Here is a 20,790-nt window from a genome sequence, read left to right on the forward strand (position 1 = left end):
TTGACAAATAAAGGGTTAAGGAATATAATTAGATTCAGTATTATACAAGGAGTTAATAAATATGCGGCAAGGTATTCTTAAATAAACTGTCAATTTGATAGTGGGAACAAAAAGTAGCAGTCCCGTTTCACTTTTAATATGGGGCTTAGTTTTTTGTACCCAGTTTAAGAATACTTTTATCATGTAATTTTATATGCCCGAAAACATATAAGTGTTTTGGGGCTATTGGAGTTATTTACCCAGTGATAGGAGTATTTATCACTGGGTATTTTTATGCCCTTTTTTGGGTGTTGATAGGAGGAAAATCACATGAAAATAATTAACTTAGGCATTCTGGCTCACGTTGACGCAGGAAAGACAACATTAACGGAGAGTTTATTGTATACCAGTGGTGCAATTGCAGAACCAGGGAGCGTAGATAAAGGCACAACAAGGACAGATACAATGAATTTGGAGCGTCAAAGGGGAATCACTATCCAGACAGCAGTGACATCTTTTCAGTGGGAGGATGTAAAAGTCAACATTATAGATACGCCAGGCCATATGGATTTTTTGGCGGAAGTATACCGTTCTTTATCCGTATTAGACGGAGCAGTATTATTAGTTTCTGCAAAGGATGGCATACAGGCACAGACCCGTATACTGTTTCATGCACTACAGACAATGAAGATTCCGACAATTTTTTTCATCAATAAAATTGACCAAGAGGGGATTGATTTGCCAATGGTATATCAAGAAATGAAAGCAAAGCTTTCTTCGGAAATTATAGTGAAGCAAAAGGTTGGGCAGCATCCCCATATAAATGTAACGGACAATGACGATATGGAACAGTGGGATGCGGTAATTATGGGAAACGATGAACTATTAGAGAAATATATGTCAGGGAAACCGTTTAAAATGTCAGAACTGGAACAGGAAGAAAACAGGAGATTCCAAAACGGAACGTTATTTCCCGTTTATCACGGAAGTGCTAAAAACAATCTGGGGATTCGGCAGCTTATAGAAGTGATTGCCAGTAAGTTTTATTCATCAACGCCTGAAGGTCAATCTGAACTATGCGGGCAGGTTTTTAAGATTGAATATTCAGAGAAAAGGCGGCGTTTTGTTTATGTGCGTATATATAGCGGAACATTGCATTTGAGGGATGTTATTAAAATATCTGAAAAAGAGAAAATAAAAATCACAGAGATGTGTGTTCCGACAAACGGTGAATTATATTCATCCGATACAGCCTGCTCTGGTGATATTGTAATTTTACCAAATGATGTTTTGCAGCTAAACAGTATTTTGGGGAACGAAATGCTGTTGCCGCAGAGAAAATTTATTGAAAATCCTCTCCCTATGCTCCAAACAACGATTGCAGTAAAGAAATCTGAACAGCGGGAAATATTGCTTGGGGCACTTACAGAAATTTCAGATGGCGACCCTCTTTTAAAATATTATGTGGATACTACAACGCATGAGATTATACTTTCTTTTTTGGGGAATGTGCAGATGGAAGTCATTTGTGCCATCCTTGAGGAAAAATACCATGTGGAGGCAGAAATAAAAGAGCCTACTGTTATATATATGGAAAGACCGCTTAGAAAAGCAGAATATACCATCCACATAGAAGTCCCGCCAAATCCTTTCTGGGCTTCTGTCGGGTTGTCCATAGAGCCGCTCCCTATTGGAAGCGGAGTGCAGTATGAAAGCAGAGTTTCACTTGGATATTTAAACCAATCGTTCCAAAATGCGGTTATGGAGGGGGTTCTTTATGGCTGCGAGCAGGGGCTGTATGGATGGAAAGTGACAGACTGTAAAATCTGTTTTGAATATGGATTGTATTATAGTCCTGTAAGTACCCCCGCAGACTTTCGGCTGCTTTCCCCTATCGTATTGGAGCAGGCTTTAAAAAAAGCAGGGACAGAACTATTAGAGCCATATCTCCACTTTGAAATTTATGCACCGCAGGAATATCTCTCACGGGCGTATCATGATGCCCCAAGGTATTGTGCAGATATTGTAAGTACTCAGGTAAAGAATGACGAGGTCATTCTGAAAGGAGAAATCCCTGCCAGATGTATTCAAGAATACAGGAACGATTTAACTTATTTCACAAATGGGCAGGGAGTCTGCTTGACAGAGTTAAAAGGATACCAGCCAGCTATTGGTAAATTTATTTGCCAACCCCGCCGCCCGAATAGCCGTATAGATAAGGTTCGGCATATGTTCCACAAGTTAGCTTAACAGCTTGCAAAAGTCATATAAAATGAGATTTGAAAGGATTAGAGACTAATTATGATGAAATGCGAATGGATATTGTGTCCTGTTTGTGGGAGCAAAACCCGTAATAAAATTAGGAAGGACACTGTTTTGGAGAATTATCCCCTTTATTGTCCAAAATGCAGACAAGAAAGCTTGATTAAAGTTGACAACTTGAAGATAACTGTCATCAAAGAGCCAGACGCTTAAGACGCAGAGCCGATGAAATTGTGGAACAATTCACGAATCATCGGCTCTTTTTGTTTCGTATTTGAAAGAACAAACTCACCAAATAAAAAAAACGATATTCGGGTGGGTTATTTTGTTATACCCTAAATTACCCTCTGAATTTGTTTTTAAATTTGGAGGGATTTTTTTATGTTCTTTTTTCGGGCGGTTATTCATCTGCTCATACGAAGTAAAATTTATCAATACATAGCATATCAGAGAATGGCAGGAAACCAGTTAAAAAAATTTCTGCCAGTGCAGCGGTACTTCTCACCTTGAAAGTGGAAGTACAATCTCCATACAACAGAATTTGTATTTCCCATAACCGTGAAGGTCACAGAGCCTTTGCGGTTTTTCTTTTGTCGTTTTTTGTTGGAAAGTGCCGCAGGGCTGTTTCTGGTGTGCGTTGCCGCTCCCCGCCTCTCCATCTGGATTTTTACATTTCAAAAATTCAGATTGGAGGTATTAGCGGTGAAATACGCACCAAGAAAAGTATATATCAAAGAAAGCGGCGGCTATGTGGAACTGTCCTATACGGATTTCTGCCGCCGCAGGCAAGCCGACAAGGGATATATGGACAAGCTGTTTATCCCCGTCCAAGGTTGTCTGCTTGAAGTCGTAAGGGAGCAATATGCGGACTTCTACCGTGACAGGGAGCGGTGGCGTTACCTGCAAAAATTAGATGCGAGGAACAGCCTGCTATCTCTGGACGGATTTACGGACAGCGAGGGGAATCCTCTGGACTTTATCGCTGATGAAGCGGCGGACATTGCGGAAACCGTTGTCAATGCTGTTATGGTGGACAGGCTGAAAGCCGCCCTGCCTTTGTTGTCGGATAGTGAGCAGGAGTTGATACAGGCAATCTTTTTTGACGGACTTTCCGAGCGTGAAGTCGGGGCGAGGTTAGGCATAACCCAGAGCGTTGTGAACAAACGCAAAGCCAGAATCCTAAGAAAACTAAGAAAGATAATAGAAAATTAAAATTTAAGGCGTTCAGCCCCCTTGTTTTTTCCTTTGGGAAAATGAGGGGGCTTTTTCTCTGCCCTCTCAATCAATTCTGATTGGAGGAAGAAAGAATGGCATACAACCACGGACGGGAGGACAGGAAATGGCGTATCTGGAAAGAAGCGGAGGAAAAGCTGCTGCGTGAGTGCGGCGTTGATGAAGTGACCATTGAGCAGATACGCATAGCGGACAGGGCAGACTTCAATTCCAACAGGCGGTTTTACCGATGGACGAATGACGTTGCGGAATACCTTGAGGACATGGCAGACAGGGAGCGGCAAGCGGAGGTGAATACAGTTGCGGAGTTACTGGACGAGATTGAGAGCGAAAATCTCTATCAAGTATTAGTCACGGTGGACGGGCGTACCTTGAAAATCGTCCTGCTGAAAATGCAGGGGTATTCCACAAAGGAGATTGCCCCACTTGTGCATTTGACGACTGGTGCCATCTATGCGAGGTTAGACCATCTGCGGAAGAAGCTTCGGAAAATTTTGTAAGCGTCTAATACATCCCATTATTCTGCGGGCTACTGGGTGGGGAGTGGAATCTCCCCGCTTATTTTTGGCAGGAGGAAAACGGGATGGCATATAAAGCTAAGGCGTACACGCTTCGGGAGGAATCCACGGAAAGCGGTATAAGGTATTTTATCAGTTTTAAGGACGGGCAGGGGGAACACCACGAACTGGAAGTATCCGAGCAGTTATTCTTTGAATTTCGGCAGATGGAACGCAGGAACAGGAATCTTCTCCAATGGGACGAGCGGCACAGGGAGTTTTCGGAAGTATGGGACGAAACGCTGAACAGGCGGGCGTTAAAGCTGCCTAAGAGCATTGAGGAACAAATGATTGAAGCAGAACGGGCGGAACTGCTCTGTAAGGCGGTTGACAGACTGCCAGAGATACAAAGGCGACGTTTCCTGCTCTACTACGAGTATGAGTTCAATTTTTACCAAATCGCCGCTATGGAGCATTGCACCGCTTCTGCAATACAGAAATCCGTTGCTGTTGCAAAGAAGAAAGTAAAAGCGGAAATGAGGAAATATCTCCAACCATGACCGACACCGCCCGAAAAAGAAATCTGTTTTTTATTTGTGTGGGATTGGCGGTATTACATACTCTCACTTTTTTCGTGGGAGTAAATCTATTTTTAAGGAGGTCAACGCCTATGTGCAACAAAAACAAGATAACTGCCCGAAAGGAGGAAACCCATGCAGAAGTTACAGACAGTCAACGCCGAAACGCTCCTTTATGAGCCGCTTGAGAAGCCGTCCTTTGTGGTGGACAGCCTTATCCCCACAGGCTTGTCGCTGTTCTGCGGCTCACAGAAGATAGGCAAGAGCTGGCTCATGCTGAAGCTGTGCTTATGCGTGTCGCAGGGAATCCCCTTATGGGACATGACGACAATGGAGGGCGATGTGCTTTACCTCTGCCTTGAGGACACGTTCTGCCGCATACAGGACAGGCTGTTCCGTTTGACGGACGAAGCGAGCGGGCGGCTTCATTTTGCCGTGGCAAGCTGCAAGCTGTCAGACGGTCTTATCGTGCAGCTTGAGGATTATCTGAAAGACTATCCAGACAGCAGGCTCATTGTCATTGATACCTTGCAGAAAGTCCGTACAGCTTCAAAAGACAACGCCTATGCAAGCGACTATGGGGACATCTCCCTAATCAAAGATTTTGCCGACAGGCACTCTCTGGCGGTCATTGTCGTACACCACATCCGAAAGCAGAATGACAGCGATGTGTTCAACAAGGTGTCTGGGACGACAGGCTTAACGGGGAGTGCGGACGCTACCTTTGTTCTGGAAAAGGAGAAACGGGCATCTGACACCGCCAAGCTGTATGTAACGGGCAGGGACACGCCCTATCAGGAATACACGCTCCGTTTCCGTGATTGCAGTTGGGAACTTGTGGAGAGGAAAACGCAGGAGCAGCTTGCGAAAGAAACGATACCAGATGTCCTTTTTCGGTTGGTGGATTTTATGAGGGATAAGGAAGAATGGGCAGGCACGGCAACGGAGCTGTTAGCCGCTATGGGGGAAACGGAAACCATACCCACGGTGATTACGAAATGGCTGAATGAATATCACACCACATTTTTAAGCGAGAACCGTATCTGCTACCAGTACAGCCGCAGGAAAGACGGCAGGCAGATTGCCCTTGCAAGGAGGGCGGGTGACAGCGGTGACGGCGGTGACAGCGATATTGGGATACCCCCTGTTACTGTCATTGACGCTTAAAGCCATGTAAAGTTGGCGGCTCTGCCCTGCGGGTGACAGCGGTGACGGCAGTGACAGTGATTTTAGGATACCCTGCCGCTGTCATCCCTACGGGAGAACACCCCGCAAACGCAAAATGCAGGCGTGGGATTCACCCGCCCTTTTCGGGCGTGTAAAATCACCCCTGCGGTCAGAAAAATCTCTCCGATTTTTCCGACTGCGTTTACAGGGTGTAACACACTACACTTTGCCCTGCAAAGAGCCGTGTGCCAGACGTTCCCTCTGGACTCCCTTATGGCAGGTCTTACGCCCTGCTATCCTACGCCTTGCGGCTTCGGATAAAAGAACGGCGGCATGACGGTTACAGCTCTTGCGAGGGAGTATCCCAAAAACACCGTCACCATCGTCATGACCGTCATGCAGGGGATAAGGGTGACAGTTACGGCAATCGGCAGGGGGCATCCCAAAACTGCCGTCACCACCGTCACCGCTGTCACCCAAAGGGCAGTTACCCGCCGAAGAAAGGAAGATGATGGATTATGCCCTATGCAATCCTGCGTTTCCAGAAACGCAAAGCGGGCGGCGTTGCGGCTTGCGAACGCCACAACGAGCGGAAGAAAGAAGCCTACAAAAGCAACCCAGATATCGACATGGAACGCTCTAAAAATAACTATCATCTTGTCGCACCGCCAAAGTACACCTATAAGAAAGAGATTAACCGAAAGGTAGCCGAAGCAGGGTGCAGGACAAGGAAAGACAGCGTGATGATGGTGGAAACGCTCATCACGGCTTCACCAGAATTTATGAACCAGTTACCGCCCGAAGAACAGAAAGCGTATTTTACGATGGCTCTGGATTTCATTTCGGAGCGTGTCGGGGAGCAGAATATCCTCTCCGCAGTCGTCCACATGGACGAGAGAACGCCCCATATGCACCTCTGCTTTGTGCCGATTACACCAGACAATAAGCTGTCCGCCAAAACAATTTTAGGCAATCAAAAGAGCCTGTCGGAGTGGCAGACCGCCTACCATGAGCGGATGTCCTCACGTTGGAATCAGCTTGAGAGAGGTCAATCTTCGATGGAAACCAAGCGGAAACACGTCCCCACATGGCTCTATAAGTTGGGCGGCAGGCTTGATAAGCAGTATGGGGAAATCGTGTCTGCCCTGTCCGACATCAACGCCTTTAACGCAGGGAAAAAGCGTGACAAGGCTCTGGAACTGGTTGCCGCATGGCTGCCCGAAGTGGAGAAATTCTCTAAGGAAATCGGCAGACAGCAGGCGTATATCGACAGCTTAAAGGAGCAAATCGGGCAGGAAGCCGACTATGCAGGGCGTATGCGTGATGAAAAGTACGAGCAGGAATTAAAGGTGCAGAAAGCCAACCAGAGGATATTTGAATTGCAGAGAACCAACGAGCAGATGGGGCGGCTGCTCTCAAAGATACCGCCAGAAGTGTTGGAAGAATTACAGAGAACAGGCAGAAACAAATCAAGAGAAAGGTAAAAAGTGAATGAAGAAACAGGATTTTAAGGTGTTAAAGACCAAAGATTTATACCCGTTTCCCGACAATCCGTTTCATGTTGTGGAGGATGAAACGCTGTCAGAGTTAGCGGAAAGCATCAAGGAATTTGGCATTGTCACGCCGATAATCACACGCCCGAAAGAGGACGGGAACGGTTATGAAGTGATTGCGGGGCAGCGGCGTGTCCGTGCGTCCGAACTTGCAGGTATAAATACCGTGCCTGCATTTGTCCTGCCCTTAGACCGTGACCGAGCCATCATCACCCTTGTAGACAGTAATTTACAGCGTGAAAATATCCTGCCATCGGAGCGGGCGTTTGCCTACAGGATGAAATCCGAAGCCATGAAGCGGCAGGGTTTCCGCACAGACTTAACCTCGTCACAAGTTGTGACGAAGTTGCGGACGGACGACAAAGTGGCACAGGGCTTCGGCGTGGGCAGGATGACCGTCCAGCGTTTTATCCGCCTGACGGAACTGATACCGCCGATTTTGCAGATGGTGGACGAGGGGAAAATCGCCCTCACACCTGCGGTGGAACTGTCCTTTTTGAAGAAAGACGAGCAGGAAAATCTCTTTGCCACGATGGAGAGCGAAGAAGCAACGCCCTCACTCTCACAGGCACAGCGGATGAAAAGCATGAGCCAGAGCGGGCAGCTTGACATGGATATGATATTTTCCATTATGACGGAGGAAAAGGGAAACCAGAAAGAAACCTTGAAAATCAACACAAGCAAACTGAAAAAATACTTTCCGAAGGACACAACGCCGAAGCAGATGGAGGAAACCATCATCCGACTTCTGGAACGTGAGTTGCAGAGAAAACGGAGCAGGGACAGCCGCTAACCTTCTTTTTTCGGGAAGTAAATGCAGGAATTTGGAACAGAAGAAAGACAGAATTTTAAGGAGAATGAGGTAAGGAATGAAAGAAATCCAGTATGAGATTGTAAAGGAAATCGCCGTATTGTCTGCGAGTGACAGCGGCTACACAAAGGAAATCAATCTTATTTCATGGAACGGGAGAGAGCCGAAATATGACATCCGCAGCTTTTCCCCGAACCGTGAGAAGTGCGGAAAGGGTATCACGTTGAACGCTGATGAAGCAGCGGCACTCCTTGAAGCATTACAGAAAGAAGTAAACAGCGGGGATTGATGGTATCTGATTGACAGGGCGGGGCGTTTCCAGACGTTCTCCTGCCCTGTCTGGAAAGGAAGATTTAAGTATGGGCGAGGATAGGAAAACAACTGGAAGAAGAAAGCGTATTGTGCCAAAAGGGCAAGTACAAATGATTATCAGTCGAGAATATATCGGCACACAGACCGTTGCAGAAGCGTTTGTCCCGATTATCTCCGAGGATATTCGGAAGAAGATTGCCGAGGGCGACACCTTCGACAATGAGGGGCTGTCCGCTTAGAATGTACGCAATGGAACATGAAAACGTTAGGACAGATATGGAGGTTTTACAGTATGGCAGGAATAAGAACGGAGAACAAGATTTATGAAGTCGGCATTTACTGCCGCTTATCAAAGGACGATGGCACGGATAACGAGAGTGCGAGCATTGCGACACAAAAATCCATCCTCACGGATTATGTGAAAAGGCAGGGATGGCATTTAGCAAAAACGTATGTTGACGATGGCTACTCTGGAACAAATTTCCAAAGACCAAGTTTCCAGAATATGATTAAGGACATTGAAAACGGGCTGATAAACTGCGTGATTACAAAAGATTTATCCCGTCTGGGGAGGAACTATCTTGATTGTGGGTTATATCTGGAAGTCTTTTTCCCAGAGCATAACGTGAGGTATATAGCGGTCAATGACGGCGTGGACACCTTAAACAAATCCGCTATGGACATCACGCCTTTCCGCAACATCCTAAACGAAATGTATTCTGCCGATGTGTCAGTCAAGATAAAATCGGCGTACCGTGCGAGGTTTCAGCAGGGGAAATTCATGGGAACAACAGCCCCTTATGGCTATGTCAAAGACCCTGCCGACCACAACCATCTGCTGATAGATGACAAAGTTGCCCATGTGGTAAGGGAGATATTCGACCTTGCGTTAGCGGGCAACGGCATCGCCAAAATCCGCAAGCACATCAACAAACAGCATATCCTACGCCCTGCCGCTTATGCGGTGGAGCAAGGGGCAACAGGCTATGAGCGGTACTTTGAGGATAACGAGGAAAACCGTTATATTTGGAGCGAGAACAGCGTGAGGGGCATTTTAAGAAGCCCGATATATGCGGGCAACCTTGCAGGCTACAAGCGGATTGCAGCCAACATGAAAAGCAAGAAACGCCCCTCTAAGCTGCCCGAAGAATGGGAAGTGATACCAGACACCCATGAGGGGATAGTCACGCAGGAGGAATTTGACACCGTACAGCAGCTTATGACGAGCCGCAGGCGGGAGCAGAACGCAGGGGGATTTGAGAATATCTTTTCGGGCGTTATCAAGTGTGCGGACTGCGGCTATGCGATGCGGGCGGCGAGTGCCAACAGGAGGAAACGCCCCGACATCATCGACTGCGTACAATACACCTGCAATAATTATGGCAGATATGGCAATGTTATGTGTACCGCACACAGCATTGAAGCGAGGGACTTATTCAATGCCGTCCTTGCCGACATCAACCGCTTTGCGGATATGGCGGTCAATGATGAAAAGGCGGTCAGAGCCATAGAAAGGCGGCTCACGGAAACAGACCAGAGCAGGGCGAAATCATTAGAGAAAGAAAAGAAGAAGCTGAACAAACGCCTTGCGGAGCTTGACAGGCTGTTTTCCTCTCTCTATGAGGACAAGGTAATGGAGCGTATCACGGAGCGGAATTTTGAGATGATGTCGGGGAAATACCAGAAAGAGCAGCTTGAAATTGAAGCACGGCTGAAAGAGGTAACGGAAACGCTCAATGACAGCTATGAGAAATCGCAGGGCGTGAGGGACTTTCTATCCCTAATCCGCAACTATCAGGGGCTGAAAGAGTTGGACGCAACCATCATAAACGCACTCATAGACAAGATACTTGTTTCGGAACGTGAGAAACTTGCGGACGGGACAGTAAGGCAGGAAATCAAGATTTACTATAAATTCATCGGCTTTGTCGGTGAATTACATATCACACCCACAAAGCGGTGGACGGCGTTAAAGCCTAAAAATTGTACGGTGTGCGGTGTTGAATACGTCCCCAGCTCTGGAATATCAAAGTATTGTCCCGCTTGTGCTAAGAGGATACAGAGGGAGAAATCAAACGAGAGCAAACGCAGGAGTAGGGAGAGGAACCGAAGGGCATGTATTGAACTGTCCGCAAAAAATGACCGACTGACGTGGGCAAGGCGGTCGGTATGCGCGGCGACCCGAACACCGCGATTGCGGCTGCGTTCAAAGCGCCCGATATCTCCAGCCAGGTGCTCGGGCTGCTGAAGCAGATGATGACCGACACCGCCGAGCTGATGGGCGCGAGCGAGGCCGCGCTCGGCACGGTCAAACCGGACAACACCTCGGCTATCGTCGCGGTGCAGAACGCGACCGCCGCCCCGCTTGAGCTGACCAAAATGGAGTTCTACCGCTTCACCGAGGACTGGGCGCGCATCTTCCTCGACCTGATGGGCGCGCATTACGGGATACGCACGGTCGTCGTGCCGGATGAGGACGGAGGCGAACCGCAGCGTCAGTCTTTCGATTTTTCCACGCTCGCCGGGCAGGATATGCGCCTTCAGGTGGACGTGGGCGCGGCGAGCTACTGGTCAGAGACCATGCAGACCATGACCAACGACCACCTGCTCGAAAGCGGGGTCATCACCGACCCGCTCGTTTATCTGGAAAACGTGCCTGACTATCAGGTGCGCGGCAAACACGACCTGCTGCACGCGCTGCGCATGCAGCGGCAGCAGCAAAAGGAGGCAAATGCAAATGCAGAACAAGACCAGACCTAACAGCAGTCCGGCGCAGCCGCTCCCGCAGGAGACGGGAGCAGTTGCATCCAACCCATTCTCCCCTGATACCGCTGGGCAGTCCGCGCCCCCCGCCGCACAAACCTTTCCGGTGCCGGTAGACGGGCAAACCGTGGAGCTGACGCTGGAGGAGCTGATCCATGCGGCAAGCTTGGGGCTGTCCAAACAGAACGCCTATGTGCGCCGCAACCGCGCTGCGAACGGTATGCCCAACGGGCAGATCTATGCGGCGTTCGTGGAGGAATATCCCGAGGTCAAGCCCGAGGACATCCCGCAGCAGGTGTGGGAATGGGCGCAGCAGGAAGGCTCGCTGGTTTCCGCCTACCGCAAGTGGGAGATCCTTGAACTCAAGGACGAGCTGGCGGCGCTGGAGGTGAACCAAAAGAACCGCCGCGCGGCGGTCGGTCCGGCACAGTCGGACGGCGAGCCCGCAGGCGTCGATCCCGTGACCTTAGCACTGTTGGGGAAATAAACATATCGTATAAACAGGAGGTATTATACTTATGGCTATCAATCTTGCAAGCAAATATTCCGACCAGATCGCCGAGGTATTCACCCGCGCGTCCTTCATCAAGGGCAAGACCGCGGAAACCTTTGACCTGACCGGTGTCAAGACGCTCAAGGTGTACACGCCGATCACGGTCGAGGAGGTGGACTACGACCGCGACGGCGGCCTTGCCCGCTACGGCGACGTGGCCGAGATGCAGGACGTGGTGCAGGAACTGACCATGACGCAGGACAAGGCATTCACGCTCACCATTGACAAGGGCAACAACCTCGACCAGAATCTGGTCAAAAATGCGGCCGACATGCTGCGTCTGCAGCTGAACGAAAAGTCCACGCCCGCCGCGGACAAATACGCCTTCCGCCGCTTTGTGACCATGGCTGGCACGATCGCGGAAAGCGCGGCCAAGCCGACCAAGGCCGACATCATCAGCAAGATCGCGGACGCGTCGCAGGCGCTCGACGACGCGCTGGTGCCGGACGACAACCGCTATCTCTACCTGACAAGCGAGATGTACAAGCTGGTCTGCACCTCGGACGAGTTCGCGGGCGTGGACGTACTTGCGCGTCAGTCCATTGCCAAGGGCGTCTGCGGCGAGGTGTTCGGCATGCATGTGGTGCGCGTACCCAAGAGCTATCTGCCCGAGGATGTGTATTTCCTCGTCGCGCACAAGGACGCGGTGCTTATGCCCTATAAGATCGCGGACGCCAAGGTTCACGAGGATCCGGTAGGCGTATCCGGCGCGCTGATCGAAGGCCGCCATTACTATGACGCCTATGTGCTGGGGGCGAAATGCGGCGGCGTATACGCGCTGGTGGCGGCGGATACGGTATCCGACGCGCCGGTGGTCGCCTCGGGCAAGATCACCGCAGGCAGCGGCGCGGCCATCCGCTACACGCTGGACGGCTCCGACCCGCGCTACTCGGATTCGGCCAAGGATTATATTGCCGATACCGCACTGACCGCGGACGAGGGCTGCCAGATCCGCGCCTATGCGGTCGAAACCGGCAAGTATCCGTCCCCTGTGGCGGCGGGCTAAAGAAAAAGGCCGCCCATAGGGCGGCATGAGACAGGCTCTCAGCCTGGCACAAGTGCGGATATTCTATCAAAGCTTATCAACAAACTGCTTTGCCTGCACCAAATTCATCCCTGTCTGCTCCCGCAGGTGTTTGACCGCCTGCACCGGCTGACCGCTTTTCTTGAGTCGTTTCAGTTCATTTTGTAATTTTTCACTGATATAATCCGATTTGTATTCTACATGTCCGGTAATATCTGCCAAGCTGTCCAGTCGCTCTTTCAGCCTGTAGACCTGCTGCTGCAAAGTCTGCTGCCGCAGGTATAGCGCCAAAAGCAGTACGGTCAGCATGGAGATCAAAAGATATGCCATATTACCTTTACCCCCATCTATCTTCATATTATTTTATATTATAGCATCGGGGCCAGTGGCAAGTTTAAACAGCATGTAAATAATCTTCAGATCGGGGCATCCGCCTTTGTGCCAGGCTGGGAGCCATATATTGCAAAAGGAGGAATCTCATGACCGGAACCGAATGCTTCCGTGCGGCGCTGAACTTGCTTTCCGAAACGCCGGACAGCGGCGCGTATTACGAACCGTTCGCGCTAGGCGCGCTCAACCAGTTGCTCGTCAACAGCCTGCGCGAGATCAACGCGGAGCGGGTATTCTGCGCCGAGCAGCCGCACGCCGCGCCGCCGCGCATGGACGCGTTGGACGAGGATATCCCCACAGGCGACTGGCTCGCGCGCGAGTGCTTCCCCTATGGGCTGGCGGCTCTGCTCGTGGCCGACGACGACAAGGCCAAATTCAACTGGGCGGCCGCGGAATACGCTGACCGCCTGCTGCGCCACTGTCCGGCGCAGTTCACCGGCATACAGGAGATGGTCTGATGCGCGCTTACCAGTTTCCTTATCCCGAGACCGAGCGCGAAACCGTGGTCAGCCGTTTCGGCGGCGCGGACTTTCGCACGCACCCCACCAAGGTATCCCTGTCCCGCTCGCCCGACCTGCAGAACCTGATCTGCGACCAGAACGATTTCCTGGTCAAGCGCACTGGCTGGAAAACCCAGCAAAACTACAACGCGCCTCTTTTCGGCCTGTTCCCCCTGCCCGACGGATCCGGCCTGGCCGTGCATGCGGGTACCAAGCTGTACGCCCGTCCCGCCACGGGTACGCAGGCCGAGCTGTGCACGGACATGAACGAGGCGTTCTCGCAATCGTTCGTGATGAACGGCGTATTATACTTACTTGATGGACAGACCTACCGCGCGGTGCGCAAAAACAGCGCCGGAACCGCGTGGGAGGCTGTCAAGGTACAAGACGTCGCCTATGTTCCGACCACCACGATCTCCGCGCAGCCGACCGGCGGCGGCACCAGCTATGAAGCAGTTAACTTGCTCACCCCCAAACGCATCAACACCTTCATTGGCAACGGCTCGGCGACCCAGTTCCAGGTGGACGCAAAAAATCTGGACGACACCGAGGTAACCGCAGCGGTAAACGGCGCATCCGTGACCGTGTCCTCGGTCAACCGCACGACCGGCCTGATCACATTGGCCAGCGCGCCCGCAAACGCCAACGGGCTGGCCAACGTATCCATCACGTTCTCCAAAACCGTGACCGGCTATGCGGATAAAATCAACCAGTGCCGGTTTGCCGGACTGTACGGCGGCAAAAACGATACGCGCGCGTTCGTTGCCGGCAATCCGGACGAGCCGGACTGTGATTGGCAGAGCGGGCTGTATGATCCCACCTATTTCCCCGATACCGGCTACACCCGCATGGGGACGGACGCGTCCGCGATTGTAGGCTATCTCAAGCAGTATGAGAGCCAGCTCGTCATCAAGTCCGGCGGCGCGCAGGAGGCGACCAGCTATCTGCGCTCCTACTTGATGGCGGACGACGGGACGGCGCTTTATCCGCTCAAGCAGGGGGCGCAGGGCGCGGGCGCGACCGCGCCGCGCAGCTTCGCCACGCTGGGCGATCTGCCGCTGTTCCTGTCCGCGCGCGGGGTGCAGGGCGCGTTCGGCACTGCGGTCGCGGAGCAGCGGACCATCCGCTCGGTATCGGACGCGATCGTACCCAAGCTGGAGACGGAAGCCGGATTGGAGAACGCCTGCGCGGCCGTGTTCGAAGGAAAATATTACCTTGCCGTGAATGGGCATATGTATATCGCGGACAGTACGCTGACCGAGGAGAACGGCGACCCCGCATGGTTTTACTGGACCGAGGTCCCCGCCCAATGCCTTGCCGTGCTGGACGGTCGGCTTTGGTTTGGCACCGCGGACGGCCGGCTGTGCCGCTTCGCCCGCGCCGACGAGGATGGCGCCTACTGTGACGATGACGCGGCGATCGACGCATACTGGCGCACGCCCACCTTGCCGCTCGCGGACTGGGGGCGGGTCAAAACCGTGCGCGATGTCATCCCGACGCTCATGCCCTACTCACGGTCGGGCGCGACCGTACAGTATGAAAACGAGAATGGCGCGCTGCTCGCGCTTTCGCGCAACATGGACCTGTTTTCGTTCAAAACGCTGGATTTTTCGCGGTTCTCGTTCCGCTGCATCCCTGGCGCGGTCAGCTACCGCACCCGCCGCCGGCAGCACCGCATGCCGCTGTTCGCGGTGCGCATCGGCAACGACCGGCCGGACGAGCCGTTCGGCCTGCTCGCGCTCACGATCCGCTGGACGCAGGGGCAGACCGTGATCTGAGAAAGGAGGGAAACATATGGCGAAAAACTACAAAGAGGATTTTGACTACTCGGAGGCTATCGCAAATACACAGGACGCGGGCAAACGTCAGGAGCTGCTCGCCGAACGCCAGAACAAGATTGATACGGAAGGGCTGGCGGGCAAGGTCGCATCCAACGAAGCGGTATCGACCTGGAACGGGGACTACCGCCCCTATTCGGTTTCGTCCGGCAGCAGCGGAGGCGGGGGCGGCGCCTCTGCCGGCGCCAGCGCGCTCAACCGGCTTTATGAAGCCGCCGAACAGGCCCGACTGAAACGCTTTGAAGCCGCACGCGAGCGCATCGCGCAGCAGCTTGAACGAAATCTGGCTTCGATCGAGAGCGACTATACGGCCGGCATGGCGCAGACCGATATCAACGCGCGGCAATCCGTACTCTCCAACGAAGAAAAGCTGGCCGCGCTCGGCTTAAACATGGGCGCGCGGGACTCCGCCGCTACTTCGGGTGCGGCCGAAACCAGCCGTATTTCGATCGACAACCAGTACCGCAGCGATCTCAACGCGCTGGGGCAGGCGCGTCTCAAGGCGCGCGCGGCCGCGCAGGACAGCGCCGCCGGGCAGGAAGCCGCGCTCGAAATCGACTACTATGCCGCTGCGGAAAGCGCCGCGCTCTCCCAGGCACAGGCGCAGCTCGCGCAGTTCAACGCGGATCGGGATTACAGCCTGTCGGTTGCCGGTCTGACCGGCTTTTTAAACGGCACCCCCACGCTGAACTGGCGCAATTACCAGCTCAGCGTGGACGACGCGGCGGACAGCGCACAGACGCAGGCCTTTGAGCAGGCGCTCAGCCGCTGGAAAACCAACGGCTATGTGCTGCAGCGCGACGCGGCGATCCTGGGTGTACCCGCGGGGACGCCGACCTCCGACGTAAGCTACCAAAACGCGAGCCTCGCCCTCCAGAAATGGAAAGCAGGCTATTGGTATTGATATCCAGTAAAAAAGCCGCACCCTTTGCCAAGGGCGCGGCTTTTTAGGAATGAAGAAGTGCGCGAATTTATGGATTGGACAAACCGACAGTCCTGCTGCCGCCGCCAATTGATTAGATTATCAAATTTTTACTGTGAATATGATAACACATTCCTCCACGCTCGTCAACCGTTTTGGTTTACAAATACTTGAAAAATTTCTTATATGTTGCCAATTTTCCGTATTTTCTGTAATTTACTGGAAAATTATAGTGTCTTTCTTCTTATAGGGAGAAGAAACCGTTCCATATAAAAATAAGCAGGCCGTCCGCTTGTTGCGGACGGCCTGCTATTAAGCCATTCTTACTTGTTCTTCAAGTTGAAGAAAGCATCCTTGCCCAGGTACTGCGCGACATCCTCGCCCAGCTCCTCTTCGATACGGAGCAGCTGGTTGTACTTGGCAACACGGTCGGTGCGGCTCGGCGCGCCGGTCTTGATCTGACCCGCGTTGAGCGCCACAGCGATGTCCGCGATGGTCGCGTCCTCGGTTTCGCCCGAACGGTGGGAAACAACGGCGGTGTAGCCCGCGCGGTTCGCCATCTGGATGGCGTCCAGGGTTTCGGTCAGGGAGCCGATCTGGTTGACCTTGATGAGGATGGAGTTGGCAACGCCCATGTCGATGCCCTTCTTGAGACGGGTGGTATTGGTTACAAACAGGTCGTCGCCGACAAGTTGGATCTTATCGCCCAGCGCCTTGGTCAGCATCTCCCAGCCTTCCCAGTCCTCTTCGGCCATACCGTCCTCAAGGGAGATGATCGGGTATTTCTCCGCGAAGTTCTTCCACATCTTAACGAGCTGCTGCTGGGTCATCTTCTTACCGGACTTCGGCTGGATATAGCACTTCTCCTCGTCGTTCCACCACTCGGAGGAAGCCGCGTCGATCGCGATCATGAAGTCCTCGCCCGGCTTGTAGCCAGCCTCTTCGATCGCCTTGACGATCACCTTGAGCGCGTCCTCGTCCTTCTTCAGGTTGGGCGCATAGCCGCCCTCGTCGCCTACGCCCGCAGCCGGAGTGCCGTTCTCCTTGAGGGTGCTCTTGAGCTGATGGAACACCTCAGCGCAGCGGCGCAGCGCCTCGCGGAAAGAGGGAGCGGAAACCGGCATAATCATGAATTCCTGGATCTCAACGTTGTTGGTCGCATGCGCGCCGCCGTTAAGAATGTTCATCATGGGCATCGGCAGGGTCTTGGCGTTGCAGCCGCCGATGTAGTTGTACAGCGGCAGGGAAAGCGCCTCGGCCGCCGCCTTGGCAACCGCCATGGAAACGCCCAGAATCGCGTTGGCGCCGAACTTGGTCTTGTTCGGGGTGCCATCCGCCTCGATCATGGCCTTGTCGATGGCCTGCTGGTCGAGCGCATTCATGCCGATGATGGTTTCCGCGATCTCGCCGTTGACAGCGTCAACCGCCTTGAGGACGCCCTTGCCGTTATAGCGGGACTTGTCGCCGTCGCGCAGCTCGCAAGCCTCGAAGATGCCGGTGGAAGCGCCGGACGGAACGGCCGCGCGGCCCATATAGGCACCGGTGTCGCCCTCAACATAAACCTCGACCTCAACGGTCGGATTGCCGCGGGAGTCCATTACCTCACGGCCAAGCACATCAACGATTTCAATGTAGCCTTTCATAATTCATTCTCCTTTTTATATCAATTTTGGGGATACGCAGATTTATTTGGCGATCAGGCTGTGGCCGGTCATTTCTTCCGGCTGCTTGAGACCCATCATTTCGAGCAGGGTGGGCGCAAGGTCAGCCAGCACGCCGCCCTCCATCAGCTTGCCCGCATGGCCGATCATCACGAGCGGCACCGGATTGGTGGAATGCGCGGTGAACGGGGTCGTACCGTCCGCGTCGAGCATCTGATCCACGTTGCCGTGGTCGGCCGTGATCAGGCACTGGCCGCCCATCTGCTGGATCGCGGCGACAACCTTGCCCACGCCGTCGTCCGTCGCCTCGACCGCCTTGACCGCAGCCTCGAACACGCCGGTATGGCCGACCATGTCGCAGTTGGCAAAGTTCAGGACGATCATATCATACTTGCCGGACAGGATGCGCTTTACGCACTCCTCGGTTACGGCAGGCTCGCTCATTTCCGGCTGGAGGTCATAGGTCGCAACCTTGGGGGACGGGATAAGCGCGCGGTCCTCGCCCGCATATTCCTTTTCCACGCCGCCGTTGAAGAAGAACGTGACATGCGCATACTTCTCGGTTTCGGCGATGCGCAACTGGGTCAGGCCCAAGTCGGAGATATATTCGCCGAAGGTATTCTTGAGGCTCTGCGGCTTGAACGCCACCTCAACGCCTACGATCGTCGCGTCATACTGCGTCATGCAGACGTAGTGAATGTTGCGGCGGTGGCGCGGGAAGCCCTGGAACTCATGATCCACAAACGCACGGGTGATCTCACGCGCGCGATCGGGACGGAAGTTGGCAAAGATAATCGCGTCGTCGTCTCGGACGGTCGCGCCCTCGGTTACGATGACCGGAACCACGAACTCGTCGGTCACGCCCGCATCATAGGAAGCCTGCATGGCTTCGTGCGCGGAGGCTGCATGCTCTCCGACGCCCTCGGCAATGGCGCTATAGGCTTTCTCGACACGCTCCCAGCGGTTGTCGCGATCCATCGCATAATAGCGGCCGGAAATCGTAGCAATACAGCCGACCTCAACCGCGTCGATCTTCGCCTGCAGACGGTCGATATATTCGATACCGGACTGCGGGGGCGTGTCGCGGCCGTCCATGAAGCAATGGAAGCACACCTTGCGCAGACCGTTGCGGCGCGCCAGCTCGAGCAGCGCGAACATATGGTCAATATGCGAGTGTACGCCGCCATCGGACAGCAGGCCGAAAATATGCAGGGTGGAATTAAACCACTTGCACTGGTTGATTGCGCTCATGAGCGCTTCGTTGGTGAAAAAGTCGCCGTCCTGGATGGCCTTGGTGATGCGGGTCAGCTCCTGATAAACGATACGGCCCGCGCCGATGTTGGTGTGGCCGACCTCGGAGTTGCCCATCTGCCCGTCCGGCAGGCCGACGTCCAAGCCGGAGGCGCCGATATACGTCATCGGGTTTTCTGCAAAGATCTTGTCCAAGTTGGGGGTGTTCGCAGCCTCGATCGCGTTACCGCTCTTTTCGTCGCGGTGGCCAAAACCATCCATGATAATCAGCGCGGTCGGCTTTTTCGGGCCGGAGGCTTTCTTTGCTGCCGTTTTGCGGGCCGCGGGCTTCTTAGCCGCCGGTTTTTTTGCCGGGGTCTTCTTCTCCACAGCGGCTGCGGTTGGCTTAGCGGCCGTCTTTCTCGCCGCCGGCTTTTTCGCTGCGGCCTTTTCCACGACAGGCGCCGTTTCCGCAGCCTCCTTGGCGGAGGAAACTTCTTTTTCATAGCTAAAGCTCCTTTGGCAGAAGTGGGATGAAAGGGGACAACGATCGATATCGATGCCCCCCTCCGCGGTAACGGCGGGGGGAAGCAGCCGCTTCCCACGCCGTATTCCTTATCTTATTGATTGGCTGCTTCCACGATGGTCGCGAAATCAGCGCTCTTCAGGGAGGCGCCGCCGATCAGGCCGCCGTCAACGTCGGGCTGGGCCAGCAGCTCGGCCGCGTTCTTGGCGTTCATCGAGCCGCCGTACTGGATGGTGATGCCGCGGGCCGCCCGCGCGCCGTACTTCTCGCGCAGGCAGTCGCGGATCGCGCCGCAGACCTCGCCCGCCTGCTCGGCGGTAGCGGTCTTACCGGTGCCGATCGCCCAGATCGGCTCGTAAGCGATGACAACCTTTTTGATATCCTCAACAGCAACGCCCTGCAGGGCGATCTTGATCTGCTTACGGATAACCTCCATGGTCACGTCCTGCTCGCGCTCAGTGAGCGACTCGCCGACGCACAGGATCGGGCGCAGGCCGTTCTCCAGCGCGACGAGGACTTTCTTGTTGCAGGCTTCGTCGGTCTCGTTGAAGTACTGGCGGCGCTCGGAGTGCCCGATGATCACATACTTCACGCCCAGCTCCTTGAGCATATCGGCAGAAATCTCGCCGGTGAACGCGCCGGACTTCTCAAAATGCATATTCTCCGCGCCAATGGCGATCTTGGAGCCCTTGGCAGCCTTTACTGCGACCTGAATATCGGTAAACGGCACGCAAAGAACCATCTCACACCACTTGGTCTTGGAAAGCAGCGGCTTCATCTCCTCGATGAGCGCCTTGGCTTCCGCCGGCGTCTTGTTCATTTTCCAGTTGCCGGCAATGATGGTCTTACGGTATCTGCGATTCATGTTGGTTTTACCCCTTTCAAATTTCGGACGGCGGATCCGTCCTGATCGGTTATGTATTTATACGGGGCATCGCGCGAACGCCCCGGTATAAGCACATTTCCGCACCGCACACATCCCATGCGCAGC

General features: G+C 53.4%; 20 protein-coding genes and 1 pseudogene. 17 read left to right on the forward strand and 4 right to left on the reverse strand.

Annotated features, from left to right (window positions below):
• Positions 1–309: 309 nt before the first annotated feature.
• The 14 genes and pseudogenes from tet(O) to RX717_RS13290 all read left to right on the forward strand — a co-directional run bounded on the left by tet(O) (position 310) and on the right by RX717_RS13290 (position 12,714).
• Positions 310–2,229, forward strand: coding sequence for a tetracycline resistance ribosomal protection protein Tet(O) (gene tet(O) / locus RX717_RS13225; protein ID WP_000691759.1), 1,920 nt, complete (start codon positions 310–312; stop codon positions 2,227–2,229).
• A gap of 51 nt (positions 2,230–2,280) precedes the next feature.
• Positions 2,281–2,470: pseudogene (locus tag RX717_RS13230) on the forward strand (cysteine-rich KTR domain-containing protein).
• Between the two features lie 347 nt (positions 2,471–2,817).
• Positions 2,818–3,453, forward strand: coding sequence for a sigma-70 family RNA polymerase sigma factor (locus tag RX717_RS13235; RefSeq protein ID WP_003085618.1), 636 nt, complete (start codon positions 2,818–2,820; stop codon positions 3,451–3,453).
• A 95-nt stretch (positions 3,454–3,548) separates the two neighbouring features.
• Entirely contained in the window at positions 3,549–3,974 is a 426-nt protein-coding gene (locus RX717_RS13240; RefSeq protein ID WP_000323896.1) for a sigma-70 family RNA polymerase sigma factor, read from the forward strand.
• An 83-nt stretch (positions 3,975–4,057) separates the two neighbouring features.
• On the forward strand, positions 4,058–4,531 hold the full coding sequence (locus RX717_RS13245; RefSeq protein WP_000323521.1) for a sigma factor-like helix-turn-helix DNA-binding protein: 474 nt from the start codon (positions 4,058–4,060) through the stop codon (positions 4,529–4,531).
• A gap of 153 nt (positions 4,532–4,684) precedes the next feature.
• Positions 4,685–5,716, forward strand: a complete 1,032-nt coding sequence (locus RX717_RS13250; RefSeq protein WP_001170965.1) for an AAA family ATPase — start codon at positions 4,685–4,687, stop codon at positions 5,714–5,716.
• Between the two features lie 518 nt (positions 5,717–6,234).
• Positions 6,235–7,200 carry a MobV family relaxase gene (gene mobV / locus RX717_RS13255; protein ID WP_001145977.1) on the forward strand — a complete coding sequence of 322 codons (966 nt, stop codon included), beginning with the start codon at positions 6,235–6,237 and terminating at the stop codon, positions 7,198–7,200.
• A gap of 7 nt (positions 7,201–7,207) precedes the next feature.
• On the forward strand, positions 7,208–8,062 hold the full coding sequence (locus tag RX717_RS13260; RefSeq protein ID WP_000743701.1) for a ParB/RepB/Spo0J family partition protein: 855 nt from the start codon (positions 7,208–7,210) through the stop codon (positions 8,060–8,062).
• Positions 8,063–8,138: 76 nt separating this feature from the next.
• Positions 8,139–8,369, forward strand: a complete 231-nt coding sequence (locus RX717_RS13265) for a YdbC family protein (protein WP_000659121.1) — start codon at positions 8,139–8,141, stop codon at positions 8,367–8,369.
• Between the two features lie 133 nt (positions 8,370–8,502).
• Positions 8,503–8,631 (forward strand): hypothetical protein, encoded by a 129-nt coding sequence (locus tag RX717_RS13270; RefSeq protein ID WP_439330296.1) that lies wholly within the window; start codon positions 8,503–8,505, stop codon positions 8,629–8,631.
• 53 nt (positions 8,632–8,684) lie between these two features.
• Complete coding sequence (locus RX717_RS13275) at positions 8,685–10,640, forward strand: recombinase family protein (protein ID WP_316960389.1); 1,956 nt, start codon at positions 8,685–8,687, stop codon at positions 10,638–10,640.
• Positions 10,562–11,152, forward strand: a complete 591-nt coding sequence (locus RX717_RS13280) for a hypothetical protein (RefSeq protein ID WP_316960390.1) — start codon at positions 10,562–10,564, stop codon at positions 11,150–11,152. The genes RX717_RS13275 and RX717_RS13280 overlap by 79 nt, the downstream gene beginning before the upstream one ends.
• Positions 11,130–11,642 carry a hypothetical protein gene (locus RX717_RS13285; RefSeq protein WP_054326922.1) on the forward strand — a complete coding sequence of 171 codons (513 nt, stop codon included), beginning with the start codon at positions 11,130–11,132 and terminating at the stop codon, positions 11,640–11,642. Before RX717_RS13280 ends, RX717_RS13285 begins: the two co-directional genes overlap by 23 nt.
• 31 nt (positions 11,643–11,673) lie before the next feature.
• Entirely contained in the window at positions 11,674–12,714 is a 1,041-nt protein-coding gene (locus RX717_RS13290; RefSeq protein ID WP_107631628.1) for an FN3 associated domain-containing protein, read from the forward strand.
• A 66-nt stretch (positions 12,715–12,780) separates the two neighbouring features.
• Here the strand turns inward: RX717_RS13290 and RX717_RS13295 are convergent, their stop codons facing one another.
• The gene (locus RX717_RS13295) at positions 12,781–13,062 is read right to left on the reverse strand and encodes a hypothetical protein (protein ID WP_107631627.1); all 282 of its coding nucleotides are present in this window, start codon (positions 13,060–13,062) and stop codon (positions 12,781–12,783) included.
• Positions 13,063–13,211: 149 nt separating this feature from the next.
• Here RX717_RS13295 and RX717_RS13300 point away from each other — a divergent pair, with 149 nt between their 5' ends.
• The 3 genes from RX717_RS13300 to RX717_RS13310 are packed head-to-tail and all read left to right on the forward strand — an operon-like array spanning position 13,212 to position 16,364.
• Complete coding sequence (locus RX717_RS13300; protein ID WP_107631626.1) at positions 13,212–13,580, forward strand: hypothetical protein; 369 nt, start codon at positions 13,212–13,214, stop codon at positions 13,578–13,580.
• Positions 13,580–15,400 (forward strand): hypothetical protein, encoded by a 1,821-nt coding sequence (locus tag RX717_RS13305; RefSeq protein ID WP_054326926.1) that lies wholly within the window; start codon positions 13,580–13,582, stop codon positions 15,398–15,400. Before RX717_RS13300 ends, RX717_RS13305 begins: the two co-directional genes overlap by 1 nt.
• Before the next feature lie 16 nt (positions 15,401–15,416).
• Entirely contained in the window at positions 15,417–16,364 is a 948-nt protein-coding gene (locus RX717_RS13310) for a hypothetical protein (RefSeq protein WP_107631625.1), read from the forward strand.
• Positions 16,365–16,705: 341 nt separating this feature from the next.
• On the opposite strand, the gene eno is transcribed toward RX717_RS13310, so the two are convergent.
• The 3 genes from eno to tpiA form a co-directional block, all read right to left on the reverse strand.
• A complete protein-coding gene (eno, locus tag RX717_RS13315; protein WP_054326928.1) occupies positions 16,706–18,025 on the reverse strand; it encodes a phosphopyruvate hydratase in 1,320 nt (439 codons plus the stop codon).
• Positions 18,026–18,067: 42 nt separating this feature from the next.
• On the reverse strand, positions 18,068–19,555 hold the full coding sequence (gpmI, locus tag RX717_RS13320) for a 2,3-bisphosphoglycerate-independent phosphoglycerate mutase (protein WP_054326929.1): 1,488 nt from the start codon (positions 19,553–19,555) through the stop codon (positions 18,068–18,070).
• 338 nt (positions 19,556–19,893) lie between these two features.
• Positions 19,894–20,664 carry a triose-phosphate isomerase gene (gene tpiA / locus RX717_RS13325; protein WP_054326931.1) on the reverse strand — a complete coding sequence of 257 codons (771 nt, stop codon included), beginning with the start codon at positions 20,662–20,664 and terminating at the stop codon, positions 19,894–19,896.
• Positions 20,665–20,790: the final 126 nt, after the last annotated feature.

Origin of the sequence: Intestinibacillus sp. NTUH-41-i26, from assembly GCF_032769475.1 — a bacterium.
Lineage (GTDB): Bacteria > Bacillota > Clostridia > Oscillospirales > Butyricicoccaceae > Agathobaculum > Agathobaculum ammoniilyticum.

Coding starts and splice junctions, on each gene's coding strand:
- RX717_RS13240 (WP_000323896.1), top strand. CDS start 3,549: ATGGCATACAACCACGGACGGGAGGACAGGAAATGGCGTATCTGGAAA.
- RX717_RS13245 (WP_000323521.1), top strand. CDS start 4,058: ATGGCATATAAAGCTAAGGCGTACACGCTTCGGGAGGAATCCACGGAA.
- RX717_RS13250 (WP_001170965.1), top strand. CDS start 4,685: ATGCAGAAGTTACAGACAGTCAACGCCGAAACGCTCCTTTATGAGCCG.
- mobV (WP_001145977.1), top strand. CDS start 6,235: ATGCCCTATGCAATCCTGCGTTTCCAGAAACGCAAAGCGGGCGGCGTT.
- RX717_RS13260 (WP_000743701.1), top strand. CDS start 7,208: ATGAAGAAACAGGATTTTAAGGTGTTAAAGACCAAAGATTTATACCCG.
- RX717_RS13265 (WP_000659121.1), top strand. CDS start 8,139: ATGAAAGAAATCCAGTATGAGATTGTAAAGGAAATCGCCGTATTGTCT.
- RX717_RS13270 (WP_439330296.1), top strand. CDS start 8,503: ATGATTATCAGTCGAGAATATATCGGCACACAGACCGTTGCAGAAGCG.
- RX717_RS13275 (WP_316960389.1), top strand. CDS start 8,685: ATGGCAGGAATAAGAACGGAGAACAAGATTTATGAAGTCGGCATTTAC.
- RX717_RS13280 (WP_316960390.1), top strand. CDS start 10,562: ATGCGCGGCGACCCGAACACCGCGATTGCGGCTGCGTTCAAAGCGCCC.
- RX717_RS13285 (WP_054326922.1), top strand. CDS start 11,130: ATGCAGAACAAGACCAGACCTAACAGCAGTCCGGCGCAGCCGCTCCCG.
- RX717_RS13290 (WP_107631628.1), top strand. CDS start 11,674: ATGGCTATCAATCTTGCAAGCAAATATTCCGACCAGATCGCCGAGGTA.
- RX717_RS13295 (WP_107631627.1), bottom strand. CDS start 13,062: ATGGCATATCTTTTGATCTCCATGCTGACCGTACTGCTTTTGGCGCTA.
- RX717_RS13300 (WP_107631626.1), top strand. CDS start 13,212: ATGACCGGAACCGAATGCTTCCGTGCGGCGCTGAACTTGCTTTCCGAA.
- RX717_RS13305 (WP_054326926.1), top strand. CDS start 13,580: ATGCGCGCTTACCAGTTTCCTTATCCCGAGACCGAGCGCGAAACCGTG.
- RX717_RS13310 (WP_107631625.1), top strand. CDS start 15,417: ATGGCGAAAAACTACAAAGAGGATTTTGACTACTCGGAGGCTATCGCA.
- eno (WP_054326928.1), bottom strand. CDS start 18,025: ATGAAAGGCTACATTGAAATCGTTGATGTGCTTGGCCGTGAGGTAATG.
- gpmI (WP_054326929.1), bottom strand. CDS start 19,555: ATGGATGGTTTTGGCCACCGCGACGAAAAGAGCGGTAACGCGATCGAG.
- tpiA (WP_054326931.1), bottom strand. CDS start 20,664: ATGAATCGCAGATACCGTAAGACCATCATTGCCGGCAACTGGAAAATG.